Annotated in this window: 15 protein-coding genes and 1 tRNA gene; 5 read left to right on the top strand and 11 right to left on the bottom strand. The window is 58.3% G+C overall.

Features of this window, described 5'->3' with window-relative positions; all coding sequences use genetic code 11:
• Positions 1 to 108 precede the first annotated feature (108 nt).
• From CFN46_RS11865 to glnA, 5 genes are all read right to left on the bottom strand, one after another.
• Positions 109 to 1,446 carry a deoxyguanosinetriphosphate triphosphohydrolase gene (locus tag CFN46_RS11865; RefSeq protein ID WP_088743628.1) on the bottom strand — a complete coding sequence of 446 codons (1,338 nt, stop codon included), beginning with the start codon at positions 1,444 to 1,446 and terminating at the stop codon, positions 109 to 111.
• A 193-nt stretch (positions 1,447 to 1,639) separates the two neighbouring features.
• Positions 1,640 to 3,049 carry a nitrogen regulation protein NR(I) gene (gene glnG / locus CFN46_RS11860; RefSeq protein WP_024952810.1) on the bottom strand — a complete coding sequence of 470 codons (1,410 nt, stop codon included), beginning with the start codon at positions 3,047 to 3,049 and terminating at the stop codon, positions 1,640 to 1,642.
• Positions 3,046 to 4,128 (bottom strand): nitrogen regulation protein NR(II), encoded by a 1,083-nt coding sequence (gene glnL / locus CFN46_RS11855; protein ID WP_024952811.1) that lies wholly within the window; start codon positions 4,126 to 4,128, stop codon positions 3,046 to 3,048. Before glnL ends, glnG begins: the two co-directional genes overlap by 4 nt.
• Positions 4,129 to 4,405: 277 nt before the next feature.
• Complete coding sequence (locus CFN46_RS11850; protein WP_254918482.1) at positions 4,406 to 5,107, bottom strand: DUF4124 domain-containing protein; 702 nt, start codon at positions 5,105 to 5,107, stop codon at positions 4,406 to 4,408.
• 351 nt (positions 5,108 to 5,458) lie between these two features.
• On the bottom strand, positions 5,459 to 6,865 hold the full coding sequence (gene glnA, locus CFN46_RS11845) for a glutamate--ammonia ligase (protein WP_024952813.1): 1,407 nt from the start codon (positions 6,863 to 6,865) through the stop codon (positions 5,459 to 5,461).
• A gap of 628 nt (positions 6,866 to 7,493) precedes the next feature.
• Between glnA and typA the strand changes: the two genes are divergently transcribed.
• The 3 genes from typA (at position 7,494) to rnk (ending at position 11,383) form a co-directional block, all read left to right on the top strand.
• Complete coding sequence (gene typA, locus CFN46_RS11840; protein WP_088743627.1) at positions 7,494 to 9,302, top strand: translational GTPase TypA; 1,809 nt, start codon at positions 7,494 to 7,496, stop codon at positions 9,300 to 9,302.
• Between the two features lie 621 nt (positions 9,303 to 9,923).
• On the top strand, positions 9,924 to 10,814 hold the full coding sequence (locus CFN46_RS11835; RefSeq protein ID WP_088743626.1) for a WYL domain-containing protein: 891 nt from the start codon (positions 9,924 to 9,926) through the stop codon (positions 10,812 to 10,814).
• Between the two features lie 155 nt (positions 10,815 to 10,969).
• Positions 10,970 to 11,383, top strand: a complete 414-nt coding sequence (gene rnk / locus CFN46_RS11830; RefSeq protein WP_024952816.1) for a nucleoside diphosphate kinase regulator — start codon at positions 10,970 to 10,972, stop codon at positions 11,381 to 11,383.
• A 46-nt stretch (positions 11,384 to 11,429) separates the two neighbouring features.
• Here the strand turns inward: rnk and CFN46_RS11825 are convergent, their stop codons facing one another.
• Together CFN46_RS11825 and CFN46_RS11820 are read right to left on the bottom strand one after the other, a co-directional pair.
• On the bottom strand, positions 11,430 to 13,040 hold the full coding sequence (locus tag CFN46_RS11825; RefSeq protein WP_254918481.1) for a coniferyl aldehyde dehydrogenase: 1,611 nt from the start codon (positions 13,038 to 13,040) through the stop codon (positions 11,430 to 11,432).
• Between the two features lie 267 nt (positions 13,041 to 13,307).
• A tRNA-Arg gene (locus tag CFN46_RS11820) sits at positions 13,308 to 13,384 on the bottom strand.
• Between the two features lie 142 nt (positions 13,385 to 13,526).
• Between CFN46_RS11820 and CFN46_RS11815 the strand changes: the two genes are divergently transcribed.
• Positions 13,527 to 14,069: a cytochrome c5 family protein gene (locus tag CFN46_RS11815; protein ID WP_051511018.1), complete on the top strand. Its 543-nt coding sequence runs from the start codon at positions 13,527 to 13,529 to the stop codon at positions 14,067 to 14,069.
• Between the two features lie 13 nt (positions 14,070 to 14,082).
• Here the strand turns inward: CFN46_RS11815 and rep are convergent, their stop codons facing one another.
• From rep to pyrE, 4 genes are all read right to left on the bottom strand, one after another.
• The gene (gene rep, locus CFN46_RS11810) at positions 14,083 to 16,161 is read right to left on the bottom strand and encodes a DNA helicase Rep (RefSeq protein WP_088743625.1); all 2,079 of its coding nucleotides are present in this window, start codon (positions 16,159 to 16,161) and stop codon (positions 14,083 to 14,085) included.
• Between the two features lie 96 nt (positions 16,162 to 16,257).
• The gene (gene trmL / locus CFN46_RS11805) at positions 16,258 to 16,731 is read right to left on the bottom strand and encodes a tRNA (uridine(34)/cytosine(34)/5-carboxymethylaminomethyluridine(34)-2'-O)-methyltransferase TrmL (RefSeq protein ID WP_088743624.1); all 474 of its coding nucleotides are present in this window, start codon (positions 16,729 to 16,731) and stop codon (positions 16,258 to 16,260) included.
• Positions 16,732 to 16,876: 145 nt separating this feature from the next.
• Complete coding sequence (locus CFN46_RS11800) at positions 16,877 to 17,437, bottom strand: YfaZ family outer membrane protein (RefSeq protein ID WP_088743623.1); 561 nt, start codon at positions 17,435 to 17,437, stop codon at positions 16,877 to 16,879.
• 54 nt (positions 17,438 to 17,491) lie between these two features.
• A complete protein-coding gene (gene pyrE, locus CFN46_RS11795) occupies positions 17,492 to 18,166 on the bottom strand; it encodes an orotate phosphoribosyltransferase (protein WP_088743622.1) in 675 nt (224 codons plus the stop codon).
• Positions 18,167 to 18,252: 86 nt separating this feature from the next.
• On the opposite strand from pyrE, the gene CFN46_RS11790 reads away from it, so the two are divergent.
• Entirely contained in the window at positions 18,253 to 19,020 is a 768-nt protein-coding gene (locus CFN46_RS11790; protein ID WP_024952820.1) for an exodeoxyribonuclease III, read from the top strand.
• Positions 19,021 to 19,048: the final 28 nt, after the last annotated feature.

Genomic DNA, 19,048 nt, shown 5'->3' with positions numbered 1-19,048 from the left:
AACACTTTGATAGTTTCCGTAAAGTTAATTCAAGCTACTGTTAGCATAATTTTTACGGGCATCGCGTCGCTGCTACACCACGATGCCACCAAATCCCAAGCGTATGTTTTACTCACTCCGCAGGCGTCCTCCCATCTCCTGCGCGAGATCAACGGCAAAGTGATCCGTCATGCCACCGATGAAATCGAGCATGCGCCGATAGCTGCGATAGAGATCCCAGTCACGAGTGGGCGTATTTTCCCCGATCAGCGCCAGTACCCGCTCATGCTTGAAGCTGGAACGCCCGGTGGTATGCAGCTCATGCGCCGCACCAATAAAGGCCTCGAGCAGAATACCCAGCGTGGTATAGGCACCGATTTCCAGCTTGGCCTTACGCTCGTTGCGGAAAATCTTCTGGCGCGCCAGATTCTTGGCTTCGCGCACGCCCCAGCCAAGATCAGGATGACAGAGGTCCAGCAGGTCTTCAGCGAGTGTGCCTGCGAGCAGTGCATGCTCATGCAGTACAAAGACCTCAGCGACATCCTTCACGGCACGCTCCATCGCGGCACCACGTAATGCGGCCACCTTGCGCCGCTGAGAGGTGCCTCTGGCTTCCATCTCGGCATACTCGCGCGGCTCACCGCCACTGATACCCGTGAGGATGTCGAACACCTCTGCAAACTGGAGAATGCCCATCTCGAGGCCGTCTTCCAGATCCAGCAGTGCGTAGCAGATATCATCTGCGGCCTCGACCAGCCATGCCAACGGGTGGCGACACCATCGGCCGTCGGCACGCTGTATTAGGCCGCAGCGCTCAGCAACCCCTTCCAGCAACTTACGCTCGCTCTGGTAGCAACCGAACTTGCCGCCAGCAGTGGCATGTTCCACCGTCCACGGATACTTGAGCAGCGTACCCAATGTGGCTGCCGTCAGGCGCATGCCACCGTGAAACTGGTTGTACTCAATTTGGGTGACGATCCGGAAGCCCTGAGCGTTGCCTTCATAGGTAAGCAAATCAGCGCGCTCGGTCTCGCTGAGTCCGTCGAGGCGACCATGATCACTGGCAGCCTCGGCGGCAAACCAGTCACGAATGGCATATTCGCCCGCATGACCGAAGGGCGGATTGCCGATGTCATGCCCCAGGCAACCGGTCTGCACGATGACACCAAGATCCGCGGGCGTGATCCATTCAGGTAGCCGATCACGCAGCTTCTCACCGACCATCATGCCCAGCGAGCGCCCGACACAGCCGACTTCCAGCGAGTGAGTCAGGCGGGTATGGATATGATCATTATCGGTCAGCGGATGTACCTGGGTCTTGCGGCCCAGCCGACGGAACGAGCCAGCGAATACGATACGATCGTGATCCTTGTGGAATGGTGTACGCCCCATTTCACGTGGCGCAGCACCTGGCGCATCGTGTAGACGGCTCGGCTCCAGCAAGCGTTCCCAGCTCATTGATGACATCAAAAGACTCCTTGGCGATCGTCCATACAAGACAGCGAAAGCAGACGACAGAGGGCAAACACGCGCACAAAAAAAGAGAACAGGGGATTGTGGCACCCTGTCCTCTCGCTCTCCAGCTTCTCCCTCATCCCGCCTCAGCCAATCATGACCAAGGCGGGAGCAATGCACGACAATGGCGCGCGCCCTGACACTGTCAGTCTTCCGCCAGTGCAGGCAACAGCACCTTGAGCTTGCGCGTCAATGTGTTGCGCCCCCAGCCCAGCAATTCTGCGGCTTCGCCCTTGCGTCCGCCGGTGTGCTTGAGCGCCGTCTCGATCAAGATGCGCTCAAAGTCCGGCACGGCCTCTTCCAGCAGATGGGTATGGCCAGCCGCCAGGGCACGGTCCGCCCACTCACGGAAGGCCCCCCGCCAATCGCCCGACGCGGCCTCGGTGCCGCTGGCGTCACGCAGCTCCGGCGGCAAATCTTCCACCATCACCTCACGCCCAGAGGCCATCACTGTCAGCCAGCGACAGGTGTTCTCGAGCTGACGCACGTTGCCGGGCCAATCGAAGCGTGTGAGGTGCTTCTCGGCCGCCTCAGTCAATATCTTGGGCTCCGTCGAGAGTTCACGTCCGGCTTCACCGAGAAAGTGGCTCATCAGGCGTGGAATATCCTCACGCCGCTCCGACAAGCGCGGCAGATGCACGCGAATGACATTCAGGCGGTGAAAGAGATCTTCACGGAAGCGACCATCTTCCACCAGCCGCTCCAGATGCTGGTGCGTCGCGGCGATGATACGCACGTCAACCTTGACCGGCGTGACACCGCCCACACGATAGAACTCACCATCGGCCAGCACACGCAGCAGACGTGTCTGGGTCTCGGCGGGCATGTCGCCAATCTCATCGAGAAACAGTGTGCCGCCATCAGCCTGCTCGAAGCGCCCACGCCGGAGTGCCGTGGCCCCGGTGAAAGACCCCTTTTCGTGACCAAACAGCTCGGATTCCATCAGGTCTTTCGGAATCGCCGCCATATTGAGCGCGATAAAAGGCTTGGCAGCGCGCGGTGAGTGCTGATGCAGCGCTTGGGCGACACGTTCTTTACCGGTACCGGATTCACCATTGATCAACACGGTGATATGCGACTGAGACAGGCGGCCAATGGCGCGGAACACCTCCTGCATGGCTGGCGCTTCACCAATGATCTCCTTGGTGAGGCCTTCCGGTACGGCGACAGGTGCCTTGGATTCACGTGAGTGCGCCACTGCGCGACGCACCAATGCCAACGCCTCATCCACATCGAAGGGTTTGGGCAGGTATTCAAAAGCGCCGCCCTGGTAGGACGCCACGGCACTATCGAGGTCGGAGTGTGCCGTCATCACGATCACCGGCAGATCGGGGTACTGCTCACGTACGCGCGCCATCAGATCAAGGCCATCGATACCCGGCATGCGGATATCGGTCACCAATACATCAGGACACTGACGCATGATGCTGGCTTGCGCCAGATCAGCACGCTCAAAGCACTCCACTTCCAGGTCGGGGTGGGCCAAAGCGCGCTCCAGCACCCAGCGGATGGCGCGGTCGTCATCAACAATACAGACGCGGGCAGTCTCGCTCATGTGTGATCTCCAGAAGTGCCGTCAAGCGGAATAAGTAGGCGGAATTCGGTATGGCCGGGGCGCGAGTCACACTCGATCAACCCCTGGTGCTGGTGCAGGATGCCTTGGGCTATCGATAACCCAAGACCTGACCCTTCGGCACGCCCGGAGACCATCGGATAGAACAGCGTCTCGCGCAGCGTCTCGGGGATGCCCGGGCCGTTATCGATGATCGCCAGCTCACAGACCAGCCGGTGGCGCTCATGACCCAAGGTGAACTGACGTCGCGCGCGGGTGCGCAGCGTGATCTCGTAATGCGGAGCTTCCCCTTCGGTCTGATCCTCACCCTGCGGCTGCTCATTGAGTGCCTGGGTCGCATTGCGTGTGATATTGAGCACAGCTTGAATCAGCTGTCCCTCGTCACCGATAACTTCGGGCAGACTCGGATCGTAATCCGCCACCATGGTGATGCTGTCGCCCTCGGCCAGCAGCAGCGAACGCACTCGCTCAGTGACAGCATGGATATTGACGGGCACCTGCAAGGGAGGACGATTCGGACCCAGCATGCGATCAACGAGGTCACGTAGACGATCGACCTCCTCGATGATGATCCGCGTGAACTCCACCATCTGGGGCTCAGGCAGATCGCGCTCCAGCAGCTGAGCAGCGCCACGAATGCCCCCCAGCGGATTCTTGACCTCATGGGCCAGCCCGCGCGTCAGCACCTTGACGGCTTCCTGCCGCGCAATCAGTGCCTCTTCGCGCGAAATCTGCATCAGGCGATCTCGCGGCTCTATCTCTACCAGCAGCTCATCGCGGCTGATCGGGGTCGCTGTGAAGTCGACCGTCAGTACCTCACTGGCCACGTTGACGATTTCGGCTTCACGCTGGGTGTAGGGGTGCTGCTCATCAAGCGCCTTGCGCAAGACCTTGATGGGCTCGGCATCCATGCCGGTCAGATGCTCTGGCGTGTGGCCTTTTACACGCACCAGACTAACCGCCAACAGTGTCTCTGCCGCCGGATTCATCCATACCACTCGCAGCTGTGCATCCAGCACCACCACGGCAGTATTGAGGTGTTCGAGCAATCGTTGGTGCATGAGTTTGTTCGCCATTCGCGGTACGTCTCCCTGTTCTGCAATAACCGCGCCAGTCTGGTGCAGGTGACGTGTGCGTGGCATCCGATGCTGTGCAGGCCATATCGCACTCCGTTCATTGCATCATTATGGTGCATTGGTGATGCGTGCTGCCATGTTCTTCACGCTGGTGGACGCATCTGCATCAGCGTGGAGAGCGCCAGAAATACGAGATTGTAGAAACAAAGAAGCCGCCCGAAGGCGGCCTGTTGATATCCATGAGCGCTCACGCACATCGCGATCAGCTCCCACCACCATTGGCGGGATTGTTAGGATTGCGGGGCAGATTGACGCTGGCACGCTGCACATAGATGACACGTGGCTCGCTGGTCTGACGCACGCGACCTGACGCATCCAACAGTTCAGCCTGAATGACATGCTTACCCCGTGCCAGCGCTGGCACCATGAAAACGCTGCTGTTCATCGCGGATTGCGACGGTGCGCCATCGACGGTTACACGCACCTTGTCTTCGGGACGCAGCTGCGGCTCTATCCCGAGACGCACCGCCAGGTTACCGGCTCGTCCTGTCGGCAATGTCTCCTCATTGGCCGGGCTCTGGATGGTGAAGCGGGTATAGCCTCGGAATCGCACGTCCACCGCAGGGGCTGAGCGAGTGCGCGAAGACGACTCGGAAGAAGCGGATGGCGCGACGCGCACCGGCGAGCGCGGCACTGACGAAGACTCCGTCGAGGGCACTACGCTCAACGGTGTCAACTTCACCTTGCTGCCTCCGGCTGGATGGTCACTGAACACCACGTTGCCATTGGCATCCACGTGACGGTAGATCTGCGCCGCCTGAAGCTCAAGAGATACGCTCGACAGCACCAGCATCAATGCCAGCAACAGGCCGCCCACCCATCCGGTACGCGCTGATGCGCCAGACAGTGCTGTGTGTTCAGTCGCAGTACTGGCGACGTACAAAGAGGATACGAAGGGCCACATCCGAAGATTCCTGAGAGAGTCATGGGAGGCCAGAAGCCGCGAGCGGCTCCTGCGGATTGGTTAGGTAAACAAGCTGTCCTGGCTGCCAAGTTACAAAGCTTATCGCGTTGACGCCAGCATTGGATTCCCTGAGAAAACCCTTTCATCACATCGCCAGCCATGCAGGACCATCGTCTGAACGCTCCTTGAGCTCAATCCTTCAGACGACGTCATACAACATGGACATAAAAACAAAGACACAATAAAACAGGGCCATACCTCTCGGCATGGCCCTGCTGTGGTCTTCTACGCGACGCCCTGCCATTCACGGCGGGCACGACAAGAAAGACGGCGTCATCACATGAAGCGTGATTAGACGCTGTAGTACATGTCGAACTCGAGCGGGTGAGTCGCCATGCGCAAGCGCAGAACGTCTTCGCCTTTCAGTTCGATATAGGCATCGATCATGTCGTCGGTGAACACGCCACCCTGGGTCAGGAACTCACGATCGCCATCCAGTGCTTCCATCGCCTGTTCGAGGCTCTCGGCCACGGTCGGGATGGACTTGGCTTCTTCAGCCGGCAGATCGTAGAGGTTCTTGTCCATCGCATCGCCCGGGTGAATCTTGTTCTTGATACCGTCGATACCAGCCATCAGCATCGCAGAGAACGCCAGGTACGGGTTGGCTGTCGGATCAGGGAAGCGTGCCTCGACGCGCTTGCCTTTCGGGCTAGCAGTGTACGGGATACGGATGGAAGCAGAGCGGTTACGAGCAGAATAAGCCAGCATGACCGGCGCTTCGAAGCCCGGCACCAGACGCTTGTAGGAGTTGGTGGACGCGTTGGTGAAGGCGTTCAGTGCACGGGCGTGCTTGATGATGCCGCCGATGTAGTAGAGCGCCATTTCAGACAGGCCAGCATATTCTTCACCGGCGAACTGGTTCTCGCCACCTTTCCAGAAAGACTGGTGCACGTGCATACCGGAACCGTTGTCACCGACCAGCGGCTTGGGCATGAAGGTCGCGGTCTTGCCGTAAGCGTGCGCCACGTTGTGAACCACGTACTTCAATTCCTGAACTTCGTCGGCCTTCTTCACCAAGGTGTTGAACTTGACGCCGATTTCGTTCTGACCTGCGTTCGCCACTTCGTGGTGGTGAACTTCAACTTCCTGGCCGATGGCTTCCAGCGTGTTGCACATCGCAGCACGGATATCGTGGAAGCTGTCGACCGGCGGCACCGGGAAATAACCGCCTTTCAGACGCGGACGGTGGCCAAGGTTGCCACCTTCCGGAGTGGAATCAGTCGCCCATGCACCTTCATCGGAAGAGATCTTGAACATGGAACCGTTCATCTCGTTCTTCCAGTGCACTTCATCAAAGATGAAGAATTCCGGCTCCGGGCCAAAGAAGGCGGTGTCGCCCAGGCCGGTAGACTTGAGGAATTCTTCAGCGCGCTTGGCGACAGAACGCGGATCACGCTCATAACCCTGCATGGTGGCCGGCTCGATGACATCACAACGCAGCACAAGGGTGGTGTCTTCGGTGAACGGGTCGAGGAAGGCCGTGCCATCGTCCGGCATCAAGATCATGTCGGATTCGTTGATGCCCTTCCAACCTTCAATGGAAGAACCATCGAACATCTGACCATTTTCAAAGAATTCGTCGTCAACTGTGCGCGCCGGGACGGAGACGTGATGCTCCTTGCCTTTGGTGTCGGTGAAGCGCAGATCAACCCACTTGACTTCGTGTTCTTCAATCAGGGCAAGTGTCTTCTCAGCCATGGTAATTCTCCGATGGAGCCGGCGGCTCGGTTTACAGTTGGTGTCAGCGTTGTCTGTCGTTTGTATCTCTTTTCTCTCATGACCAGCGTTTTGATGCCAGTCATCAGACAGGATGCCCTAACAATGCAGCGAGCGTGCCAGAATGGCGCAACAACAATGCAACAACCATATAAGCCAATGAAAATAATGAAGAAAAACATATACAGAGAACGCAAAGAAACGCTTATCTCGATATGATTTGACCCTAGAAGGTGCAAAAAATCCTTTCTGATGCCCGCCACTGACTATTTTAGTGCATAAAAAAGGATCTCTGGTCCATTTTGGTGCATTGCGTCGTTATCCATAAATGAACATTCCTTTTGATCTGGTCAATAACGCGACGTTTTACTGACACTTCTTCGCTTTCCTGCCGTTTTTCTGTTCTTTCACAAGTTTTTTTCATCTTGAATAAAAGAAGGGAAAAGACTTGAGAGACAACCATTTGGCCGTTTCAAGCCATTTCATGACGTCTACAAGTAGGGCTCGCGAATGCGGGATGCTGGCAGGAGGCATGCCATGCCCCCTATAATGCGCCCCAAATCACAAGCGCCCGGTACGCGAGCGCCCATTTTCAGCACAGGTTCCCGTCGTGATCGAGAAACTTCGCAACATAGCCATCATCGCCCACGTTGACCATGGTAAGACTACATTGGTCGACAAGCTCCTGAGTCAGTCTGGCACCCTGGACCGCAAGGCCGAGGGTCAGGAACGCATCATGGATTCCAACGACCAGGAAAAAGAACGCGGCATCACCATCCTGGCGAAGAATACCGCGATCCAGTGGAACGACTATCACATCAACATCGTGGATACCCCTGGGCACGCTGACTTCGGTGGCGAAGTCGAGCGCGTGATGTCCATGGTTGACTCCGTGTTGCTGCTGGTCGATGCCGTTGATGGCCCGATGCCGCAGACACGCTTCGTGACCCAGAAGGCATTTGCCCAGGGCCTGAAGCCGATCGTCGTCGTCAACAAGGTCGACCGTCCGGGCTCACGTCCTGACTGGGTCGTTGACCAGATCTTCGATCTGTTCGACAACCTCGGCGCAACTGACGAGCAGCTCGACTTCCCGATCATCTACTGCTCTGCCCTCAACGGCATTGCGGGTATGGACCCGGAAGACCTGCAAGACAGCATGGACCCGATGTTCCAGGCTATCGTCGATATCGTCGAGCCGCCGAAGGTTGAACTGGACGGACCGTTCCAGATGCAGATCTCCGCACTGGACTACAACAGCTATGTTGGCGTCATCGGTCTGGGCCGCATCAAGCGTGGCGCAGTCAGCCCGGGGCAACAGGTCTCTGTCATCACCAAGGAAGGCGGTGTCCGCAAGGGCAAGATCGGCCAGGTCATGACGCACATGGGTCTGGATCGTGTGCAGACCGACAAGGCGACTGCTGGCGATATCGTCTGCATCACTGGTATCGAGAACCTCGCGATCTCCGACACCATCTGCGACAACGCTACTGTCGAAGCTCTGCCGCCGCTGACTGTTGACGAACCGACCGTCTCCATGACCTTCCAGGTCAATGACTCTCCGTTCGCAGGTCAGGATGGCAAGTACGTCACTAGCCGTAACATCCGTGAGCGTCTCGAGCAGGAATTGATTCACAACGTCGCCCTGCGTGTTGAAGAAGGCGAGACTCCCGAGAAGTTCGTGGTATCCGGTCGTGGTGAGCTTCACCTCTCCGTACTGATCGAGTCCATGCGTCGTGAAGGCTTCGAGCTGGCCGTAGGCCGTCCGGAAGTCATCATCAAGGAAGTCGATGGCCAGAAGCAGGAACCTTACGAAGAAGTCACCATCGACTGTGAAGAGCAGCATCAAGGCTCCATCATGGAAGAGCTTGGCTACCGCAAGGGTGAGATGACCAACATGAACCCGGATGGCAAGGGTCGTGTGCGTCTTGACTTCATCATTCCGTCTCGCGGTCTGATCGGCTTCCGTGGTCAGTTCCTGACCATGACTTCCGGTACAGGCATCCTGACCAGCCGCTTCGATCACTACGGTGACTTGAAACTGGGCGCAGCTGTCGAGCGTCGTAACGGCGTGATGGTATCCATGGTGACAGGCAAGGCATTGTCCTACGCACTGTTCACTCTGCAGGAACGCGGCAAGCTGATTCTCGGTCACGGCACCGAGGTCTATGAAGGCATGCTGGTAGGCATCAACAACCGTGCCAATGACTTGGTCGTCAACCCGACCAAAGCCAAGAAGCTGGATAACATGCGCTCCACCGGTAACGACGAAAATATCGTTCTGACGCCGCCGATTCGCTTTACCCTGGAACAGGCTATCGAGTTCCTGGATACCGATGAGCTGGTGGAAGTGACCCCAGTACACATTCGTATCCGCAAGAAGCACCTCAAAGAAAATGAGCGTAAGCGCGCCGCCAAGTAAATGGCCCGCTCCCGGCCTCTGTCAGCATGACAGAGGCCGGCTATAGAAATGCAAAAGACCTGCCTTCGGGCGGGTCTTTTGCATTTCTATAGGACTATTTTTCTGGCACTCAAGCATGTCATGTCACAAGGTGCGTCGCTATTAAGGCTGGCAAATCAGCAGCATCTCAGTCTTTTGCTTGGCCTACCCCGCTCTAACCTCTTAAATAGAGCGTATATAAGTCTTACGGTGTTGCGAATTTAGCGACTGTGATTATTGATCGCCAAAAAATCGATGGATCTTCGGCAACAACAAAATTTCACATAAAAATAAATCTGCGCATTTTTTTATCGGATAGAACGATAAAATCTTCACTACTGGACTCTGCGTCGCGTTCTGACGACGCAATAATGAGACACCACTTGGCACCGACTAGGGTCAGCGCACCTGAACAGGTATCTTCTGCCGGAACTTTTTCATGAATGTCCAGCAGTCAGCAGAACTTCACCCGTTACAAGAAACCCGGAGCCGGGTCATCTTCCCGATCATCGTGGGCGCTAGCCATATATCAACATTGCAGGGCAATTCTCATGCAATGCGGCATAAGCATGCCCCAGAAGACCCGTATGAAAGGATTCAGCAATGAGCATCAAGGAACGCTTGGAAACCCTGCCGTGGGATACGCTTGCCCGTTACCGTCTGATCGAGATCATTGCCCTATGGGAAGGTCGCGTCACATCACGTCACCTTGGCAATGCATTTGGCATTGCTCGGCAACAGGCATCGCGCGTCATGAAAACCTACCGCGAAACCATTGCCGAGCATAATCTCGAGTACGACCCCGTTATCAAGGGCTATCGTCCCTCGGCGAATTTCCATCCCCAGCTGACTCGAGGAGAGGTTGATGAGTATCTTCAGCTGCTGGGGAACCATGACAATCTAAACCCGCACTTCACGGGACTTGGCCTGGGGCAGGCGAATACTGAAGCACTTCGATTACCATCTCGCAGTGCAAGCCCGCCGGTGGTGAGAACACTGATCGAGGCTGCCAGCCAGGGCGCACGTCTCGAAGTGACCTATGCCTCGCTCAACTCGCCGCAAGGTGAGGAGCGTATTCTGTGCCCACACACACTGGTCTATGCAGCAGGCCGTTGGCATGTGCGTGCTTTCTGTGAAAAACACCGGGCTTTCCGCGACTTTGTGCTGTCTCGATTCCGCGCAGTGCCGGAGCTATTCGGTGAAACACTCGATGGCGGCCAGCGCAAGTTCGATAATGGCTGGGAAACACGCGTCACCTTGCGTCTCGGCGCAGACCCGCGGCTATCACCGGATGAGCGCGGGCTGATCGAACAGGATCACGGCATGGTGGATGGCGAGTTACACCTCCCGACCCGGGGCGCGCTAGTACAGTACGTACTGCGCGAGCTGGGCATCAATCCAGATTATCTGGACGAATCGCCGCGTGCCCAGCAGCTGATCGTGCTCAATCATGACGAGATTACCGACTGGCTATTCGTCAGCTCCAGTGCCTGAACATAATACGCTCCAGCACTATCCAGCGATGACTGAAGTTTATATGATGGCTTCTGCACACAGTCCTTCACCCCTCGCGGGTGGAGGACTATTTTTTTGGTATCCATCATTGCGCTGAAACAAGCCATTGGGTGCCATCACTGACAGGAGGTCTCATGGCTACACTTCCCGGTATCATCATCAACCGCCTTGACGCCGATCGCCTCCAGCGCCTGATTGATCGGGCCACGGACGCCGATCGCCATGTGGCGGAGCAGCTGGAAGACGAGCTGGAGCGCGGCGAGATCGTCGAACCACATGAAGTGCCGGCCGATGTTGTCAGCATGAACAGTCGTGTGGAATTCACCGACCTGACCCGCCAGCAGACGCTGGTACGCACGCTGGTTTACCCGCATGCACTAGCGGATCAAGAAAATGGTCTGTCGGTGTTGGCGCCGCTCGGTGCTGCTCTACTGGGCCTCAAGGTAGGTAGCCATATCGAATGGTCCCTGCCGGATGGTAGTCAGCGTCAAGTGCGCATTGATGCCCTGCTCTATCAGCCCGAGAGTGCCGGCGACCTGCATCGCTGATATCTCAACGGGCGCGCCCCTCTCTCGCCGAACACAATGCACTGGTCTAGCGCATCAGCAGGCGACGAATCAGGCCATGAATGGCGCGCCCCGCCACACCATCGGCATAAGGGGGGTACATCAGCTTCGCTCCATTCAGCCGCCCCTTGGCAAAGACACCCTTGGCCTTGCTCAGTGTCAGGAAGCCTTCCTTCCCATGATAATGGCCCATGCCTGACGGCCCGATGCCACCAAATGGCATGTCATCCTGCGCGACATGCAGCAAGGTGTCATTCAGGCACATGCCCCCCGCATGAGTACCTTCGGTGACGCGCTGCTGCTGGGCCTTGTCGTAACCGAAGTAATAGAGCGCCAGCGGCCGGGGGCGTGCATTCACGTAGGCCATGGCAGCAGCCAACTCGTCTGCTGACCCCTCGAGCAACTTGCTCTTCATCGCTTCTGCCGAGGCATTCTCGATCGCGGGCAGGCCGACGATAGGCAGTAGAGGCCCGAAGATCTCGTCCTGCATCACCCGCATATCATCCGTAACATTGAGCAGCGCCATAGGCGGCATCAGGCGCTTTTCGACCAACGCAGGATCATCCCAGCCTGGCCCTGCGACCAGTGGTATGACCGTCGCACCTTTCGCGAGCGCATCATTGAGCGCCTCGCACAGACGGTCGTATTGACGCTGATTGATAATGCACGAGTAATCCGCCGTCTCGGCAAAGTGCGGATAGAAGCGCTTGAAGCTATCGCCCAGGGCATGCACCAGATCGTCAACCTGGTCGTCGGCGCACAGCACGTAATCCGGTGCGACACAGGTCTGGCCCGCATTCATACCCTTGCCGAAGGCCAGCCGTGATGCCGCCTCTCGACGCTGTGTTTCATCCGCCATCAGCTCGCGCGACATGATGACTGGTGACTTGCCGCCCAACTCCAGCGTCACCGGCGTGAGATTCTCGGCAGCGGCGCGCATCACATGCTTGCCCACTGCCGTACTCCCCGTGAACAGCAAGTGATCGAAAGGCAGCGCCGAGAAGGCTGCTGCAACGTCGGCCTCACCGGTCACCACTGCGACCTGAATCTCATCAAAGGCGTCCGCCAGCATGGTGCGCAATGCAGCTGCCGTGGCCGGTGTGAACTCACTCATCTTGATCATGACGCGGTTACCAGCGCTCAGCGCGGTAATCAGCGGTCCCAGCGCCAGATATAGCGGGTAATTCCACGGCACGATGATGCCGACCACGCCGAGCGGCTGATACACCACTCGAGCACTGGCTGGCTGGAAGGCTGCGCTGACATGGCGTTTTGACGGCTTCATCCACCCCTTGAGATGACTACGCGCATGGCGAATGCCTTCGAAGCTGGGCACCATTTCTGCCAAGCGTGTCTCATGGGCGCTGCGGTGGCCAAAGTCAGCGCTGATAGCCGCAATCAGTGCGGCTTCATGGTGCTTGAGCGCGTCACGCAGTGCAGCTAACCAGCTACGACGTACTTCAGCGCTCGGCATGGGAGTAATAGCAAAGGCTGCACGCTGATCGACCAACAGCTGCTGCATGCGCACCTGCTCTCTCTCTGCGGTCGTCGTTGTGGTCTCTTCGTTCGTATCGCTATCAGCAGCGAACGGAGGCATGGCAGAAGCATCAGAAGGCGAGGCAGTGGCATCGTGCGGCATGGGCGTATCCGATAGTGGCAGTAGGAAACAACAGGCAGGATCAGCACAGGCGGAGTGGCCAATATGGCGGCAAGCAATGAAAACACCGATGCATGCTGTTCTAATAGCCTTCAGTTTTAGAACACTCGTTTGATTTCGTCAAAAAAAGTGCAACTTGCCCGCTCGGCATGATTTCACTATCAGCAACGTAAAAAGCCCTCACACCGTGGGGTGCGAGGGCTTTTTACAAGGGACATCATCGTGAAAGATCATGTCCCGGAATTCGTCTGGCGCGCCCAGCAGGATTCGAACCTGCGACCACTGCCTTCGGAGGGCAGTACTCTATCCAGCTGAGCTATGGGCGCGCATGCCATGACTGCTGCCAGTCAGGCGCGCTTATGGTAACGCCTTGATTCTACGTTGTCGAGATGTCACGGCAGCCGCACGGTTGCCGAGGTGCAGGGTAGCGCTATACTGGCTCGATATACTGCCCTAAAGGTGCCTGCCATGCGTGTTCGCTCACTTCCTGCTTCTATTGCATTGCTCTCTGTCAGCACACGCTCTCTTTTCATGGTGCGCCGCTCACTCATGCTCAGCGTATGCTTGGCCGGCAGTCTCCTCGGGACTGCTTACAGCACCGCCAGCCTCGCTGCAGACAACTCGCGAGAAGCGATTGCCGAACGCCTCAAGCCCGTGGGCGAGCTATGCCTCAAGGGCGAAGCCTGCGCGGGAGATACGTCCGCCGCGGGCGCCCAGCAAGCTGAGCCGAGCGACTCCGATCAGGACAGCACCGCTAGCGCAGACGCCACGATCGATGGTGAGAAAGTCTATGGTGGTATCTGCATGGCCTGCCACACTACCGGGGCGGCCGGTGCACCCCGTCTTGGCGAGGCCAGCGACTGGGAAGCACGTCTGAGCAAGGGCACCGACACCCTCTACGGCCACGCCATCAACGGTTTCAATGCCATGCCGGCCAAGGGCGGCAACCCGGCGCTGTCCGATGACGAAGTGAAGGCCGCCGTGGATTATCTGCTCGACTCCGTGCGCTGACCCTCGAGCGGTACTAACCGAGCAGGGAGCGCAGGCCCGCGATGGCATCCCGTCCGCGGGCCACCTTCTTTTCCTGATCCTGCGGCTTGTCGGCACGCCCTTCCCACTCGAGATCCTCGGGTGGCAGCTCGTCCAGGAAGCGACTCGGCACGCAGTCCATCATCTCGCCGTAGGTCTTGCGCTGCCGGGCCAGTGTCAGCACCAGCGTGCGCCGTGCCCGCGTGATGCCGACGTAGGCGAGGCGACGCTCCTCCTCCACCGTCTCCATCTCGATGGAGTTACGGTGTGGCAGCAGGTCTTCTTCCAGCCCCATCACGTAGACATGCGGAAACTCGAGGCCCTTGGAGGCATGCAGCGTCAGCAGCTGCACGCGGTCCGAGTCGTCTTCCTCAGCTTGTTGCTCGAGGATATCGCGCAGTACCAGCCGTGAAATGGCCGCCGCCACATCACCGGTTTCAGTGTCACCGACCATGTCCTCGCCGCCTTCGACCTCCTCCACTTCCTGTGGATTGCCGCTGATCGACTTCTCCAGCTGATCGATCAGAATCCACACGTTGGCCATGCGGCGCTCAGCGATCTTGGGCGCACTCGCGTTCTGATACAGCCAGCCTTCATAGTCCACCTCGCGGAACAGCTCACGAATGGCGCTGATCGACTGACCAGCGTCCATCTCGCGACGCACGCGGTCCAGCGTGTGGGTGAAGCGGCCAAGGCGATCCAGCGCCCGCTCGCTCAGCTGTTCGCGCAGGCCTATCTCGCTACATGCCGCATACAGCGAGACTTCCCGCCCAGTAGCGTAGTTGGCCAGCTTCTCAAGTGTGCCAGGCCCAACCTCACGCCGCGGTACGTTGACGATACGCAGGAAGGCGTTGTCATCGGCCGGATTGATCAGCAGGCGCAGATACGCCATCGCGTCCTTGATCTCATTGCGGCCGAAGAAGGAGGTGCCGCCGGAGAGCTTGTAAGGAATCTGGTAGTGCTGCAGCTTCAGTTCCAACAGGCGCGCCTGGAAATTGCCGCGATAGAGCACCGCGAAGTCACGCCATTCGGCGCTTTCCTTGATGCGACGGGTCAGAATCTCGCCCGCGACGCGCTCGGCCTCCGCCTCTTCGTTGCGATTCATGATGATGCGGATCGGGTCACCATCGCCCATCTGCGACCACAGCGTCTTCTCGTAGACGTGCGGATTGTTGGCGATCAGGGTGTTGGCCGCGCGCAGGATGATGCCGGTGGAGCGATAGTTCTGCTCCAGCTTGATCAGATTCAAACGCGGAAAATCCTCACCCAGCGTGACCAGATTCTCCGGTCGCGCCCCGCGCCAGGCGTAGATCGACTGATCATCGTCGCCCACGACGGTGAAGGTCTGACGGTCCTGCATCAGCATCTTCACCAGCAGATACTGACTGATGTTGGTGTCCTGATACTCATCGACCAGCATGTAGTGGATGCGCCGCTGCCAGCGTGCCAAGGCTTCAGGATGATCACGGAACACCACTACCGGCAACAGGATGAGGTCATCGAAATCGACCGCGTTGTAGGCCTTGAGGTGACGGTTGTAGGCCTCGTAGATCACGGCGGCGTACTGGGCGTCTTCATCCTCGGCATACGACAGCGCCGCGCCGGGCAAGATCAGGTCATTCTTCCAGGTGGAAATCTGGCTCTGCACCGCGTTGATCTGCTCGGCGTCAGTGTCAGCCTCCTTGTGCATCAGCTCCTTGATCAACACCTTGGCATCATCGGTATCAAACAGTGAGAAGCCCGGTTTGTAGCCCAGCGTCTTCAGCTCACTGCGAATGATGGTCAGGCCGAGGGTGTGGAAGGTCGAGACGATCAGACCATGCCCCTCACGGCCCTTGAGCATCTTGCCGACACGCTCCTTCATCTCGCGCGCCGCCTTGTTGGTGAAGGTGACCGCGGCGATGTTGCGCGCCTTCATGCCGCATTCCTGGACCAGATAGGCGATCTTGGTCGTGATCACGCTGGTCTTGCCTGACCCAGCACCGGCCAGCACCAGACAGGGGCCATCAATGGCACGCACGGCTTCCTGCTGGCGGGGATTAAGCTTGGCGAGGCGATCACGGATCTCGGTCATCACGGTGTCCTGCGGGGCGAAGGAATAAGCGGAAAACACATCACACTGACCATTGCTCGGTCAGCGATACGGCAAAACGCACGATGATGCAGCCCATCAATCGAGCTGGACGGCACCGGCGAAGTCGAGCTGACGCCAGCTCTCGTAGACGACGACAGCCACTGCATTCGACAGATTCATGCTGCGGCTGTCAGCCAGCATCGGCAGACGCAATACCTGCTCGCGCGGCAGGCTATCGAGCAGTGCCTGTGGCAGGCCACGTGTCTCGGGGCCAAACACCAGTGCATCACCGGCCTGGAAACTGGCTTCATGCGGCGCGGTGCGGCCCCGCGTCGAGAGCGCGAAGATCCGCGTCGGGGCCACACTTGCCACGAAGGCCTCGAGGCTGGCATGGCGCTGCACACGTGCCCACTCATGATAATCGAGTCCGGCACGCCGCAGACGTTTGTCATCCAGCTCGAAGCCCAGCGGCTCAATCAGATGCAGGCGATAGCCGGTATTGGCACACAGCCGGATGATATTGCCGGTATTGGGCGGAATCTCGGGCTGATAGAGCACGATATCGAGCATGAGCAGACTCGCAGCGGAAAGCGAAGACAGGGCGTAAGCGGGCAGAAATCATGCGCCGCGACAACGAAAAAGCGGGCCCCGAAGGGCCCGCCATCTTACCGCACTGCGCCGTAATCTCGCAGGGAACGATGATGCAGTACGAGGATCAGAACTGCAGACGCATGCCGACCAGCGGGCCGGAATCCAGCGTGCGTTCGTCACGGTTCTCGAAGTCAGCCTTGACCTTGCGATAGCCGACATAGCCTTCGACATTGTCGATGACCTGATAACGGGCGCGCAGGCCGTACTCGTAGCTGTGCTCGAGATCATTGCTGGTCGCGACATCCGGGGTCACGTAGCCGTAGCCACCCAGCGAGACGCGCGGGGCGCCCGGCAGATAGTAGTAGCCATAGCCGCCGAGACCCAGACCGCCACCGTCGCCGTGGTCGGTGTCATACTGGCTCCAACGTGCGCCGAGGCCCACGTCGTATTCGCTGGTGCGCTCGGTGCCCAGCAGCTGGATGTGGCCAGCAGTGACATCGTCGTGGTCGTCGCTGGACAGGATACCGCCGCCGAGCTGGACGCCGTTGCTGATCTCGCCATTCAACTCGCCCTGTACGGCTTCAGTGTTGAGGTTGAGATCAGCATTGCCAGCCAGAGCCGGGGCAGACAGGCTGGCGGCAAGGATGGCTGCGGAAAGGCCGAGAATGTTACGGTGAGCTGTCATGTGTATCTCTCTACTGTGGGCTGGAATGTAGATGTGTGCGGGTCGTGAGCGCTCTCAGGCGCTCTGGAGACCATATTGCGCACGGTAGTCGCGGATAGCTGCCGCGTGCCCAGACAGTTCCTGCTGTGCGTATGTCTCAAGATACTCCAGTACCTGGTCGAGCGTCACGATACTGACCACGGGCATGGAGAAACGTGCCTCCACTTCCTGGATGGCACTGTTCGCTTTCAGGCCACCCTGACCATCGGGAGCTCGCTCCTGACGGTCGAGAGCGATCACGACACCCGCTGCCTTGGCATCGGCAGCATGGATGATCTCCATCACTTCACCGATCGCGGTACCGGCAGTGATGACGTCATCGATGATCATCACACGACCTTCGAGGGGCGCGCCGACCAGCGAGCCACCTTCACCATGGGTCTTGGCTTCCTTGCGATTGAAGGTAAACGGCATATCACGACCATGATGATCGGCCAGCGCCACCGCCGTCACAGCACCCAACGGGATGCCCTTGTAGGCCGGACCAAACAGCACATCCGCCTCAAGACCCGAGTCAACGATGGCCCGCGCGTAGAAACGACCGAGACGTGCCAACGCCTGACCGGAGCGGAATAGGCCAGCATTGAAGAAGTAGGGGCTCACCCGTCCGGACTTGAGCGTAAACTCGCCAAAACGCAGCACATCCTGCTCGATGGCAAACTCAATGAACTCCCGCTGGTAGTCCTGCATCCGATATCACCTTTGAATTCGTTAGCCATTTACCAAATCGTCTAAAGCTCGGGTATCATACAGGCGCGACGAACCAGGGACTACGTATGAAAATCGCTACAGTTAACGTCAATGGTATTCGAGAAGCGGTCAGCCGCGGCTTCCTGGACTGGCTTGCCAGTCAGGACGCCGACGTCGTCTGCATCCAGAACCTCAAGGCCAAGAGCTTCGAGCTCGACGACAATGTCCTCTATCCGGAAGGGTATGAAGGCTACTTCCTTGACGCCGAGAAAGAGGGTTTCTCCGGTGTCGGGCTCTATTGTCGCAAGATTCCCAAGGCCATCATGTATGGTCTGGGCTTCGAGCAATGCGACAACGAAGGCCGCTACCTGCAGGCCGATTACGACCGCTTCAGCATCTGCTCCTTCCTGATGCCTGATGGTAGTGATCCGGTCGCCAAAGGCGCCTTCATGGAGCAGTATCAGGAATATCTCAACAAGCTACGCCGCAAGCGTCGTGATTACATGATCTGCGGCACCTGGCATGTGGCCCACAAGACCGTCGACCTAGCCAACTGGTCCGACAACCAGATGACGCCGGGCTTCAAGCCGGAAGAGCGCGCATGGATGGATCAGGTCTTCGGCCCGATCGGTTTCATTGACGCCTTCCGCGAAGTCAACCGTGAGGCGCACCAGTACTCCTGGTGGCCGGCACTGGATAGCGACCAGCCGCGCGCCCGCCAAGAAGGCTGGCGCCTGGATTATCAGGTCATCGACCCGAATCTGCGCCGCCATATCAAGGATGCGTGGATCGACACCGAGGCGACCTTCAGCGAGTTCGCACCGGTTATTGTCGAGTACGACCTCGAGCTGTGATCATTACCGTCACGCCTTGAGGTTACCG

Origin of the sequence: Cobetia sp. QF-1 (assembly GCF_002213105.1) — a bacterium.
GTDB lineage: Bacteria > Pseudomonadota > Gammaproteobacteria > Pseudomonadales > Halomonadaceae > Cobetia > Cobetia crustatorum.
The sequence above is the reverse complement of the archived record's forward strand: the minus strand, read 5'-3'. Positions and strand labels throughout refer to the sequence as shown.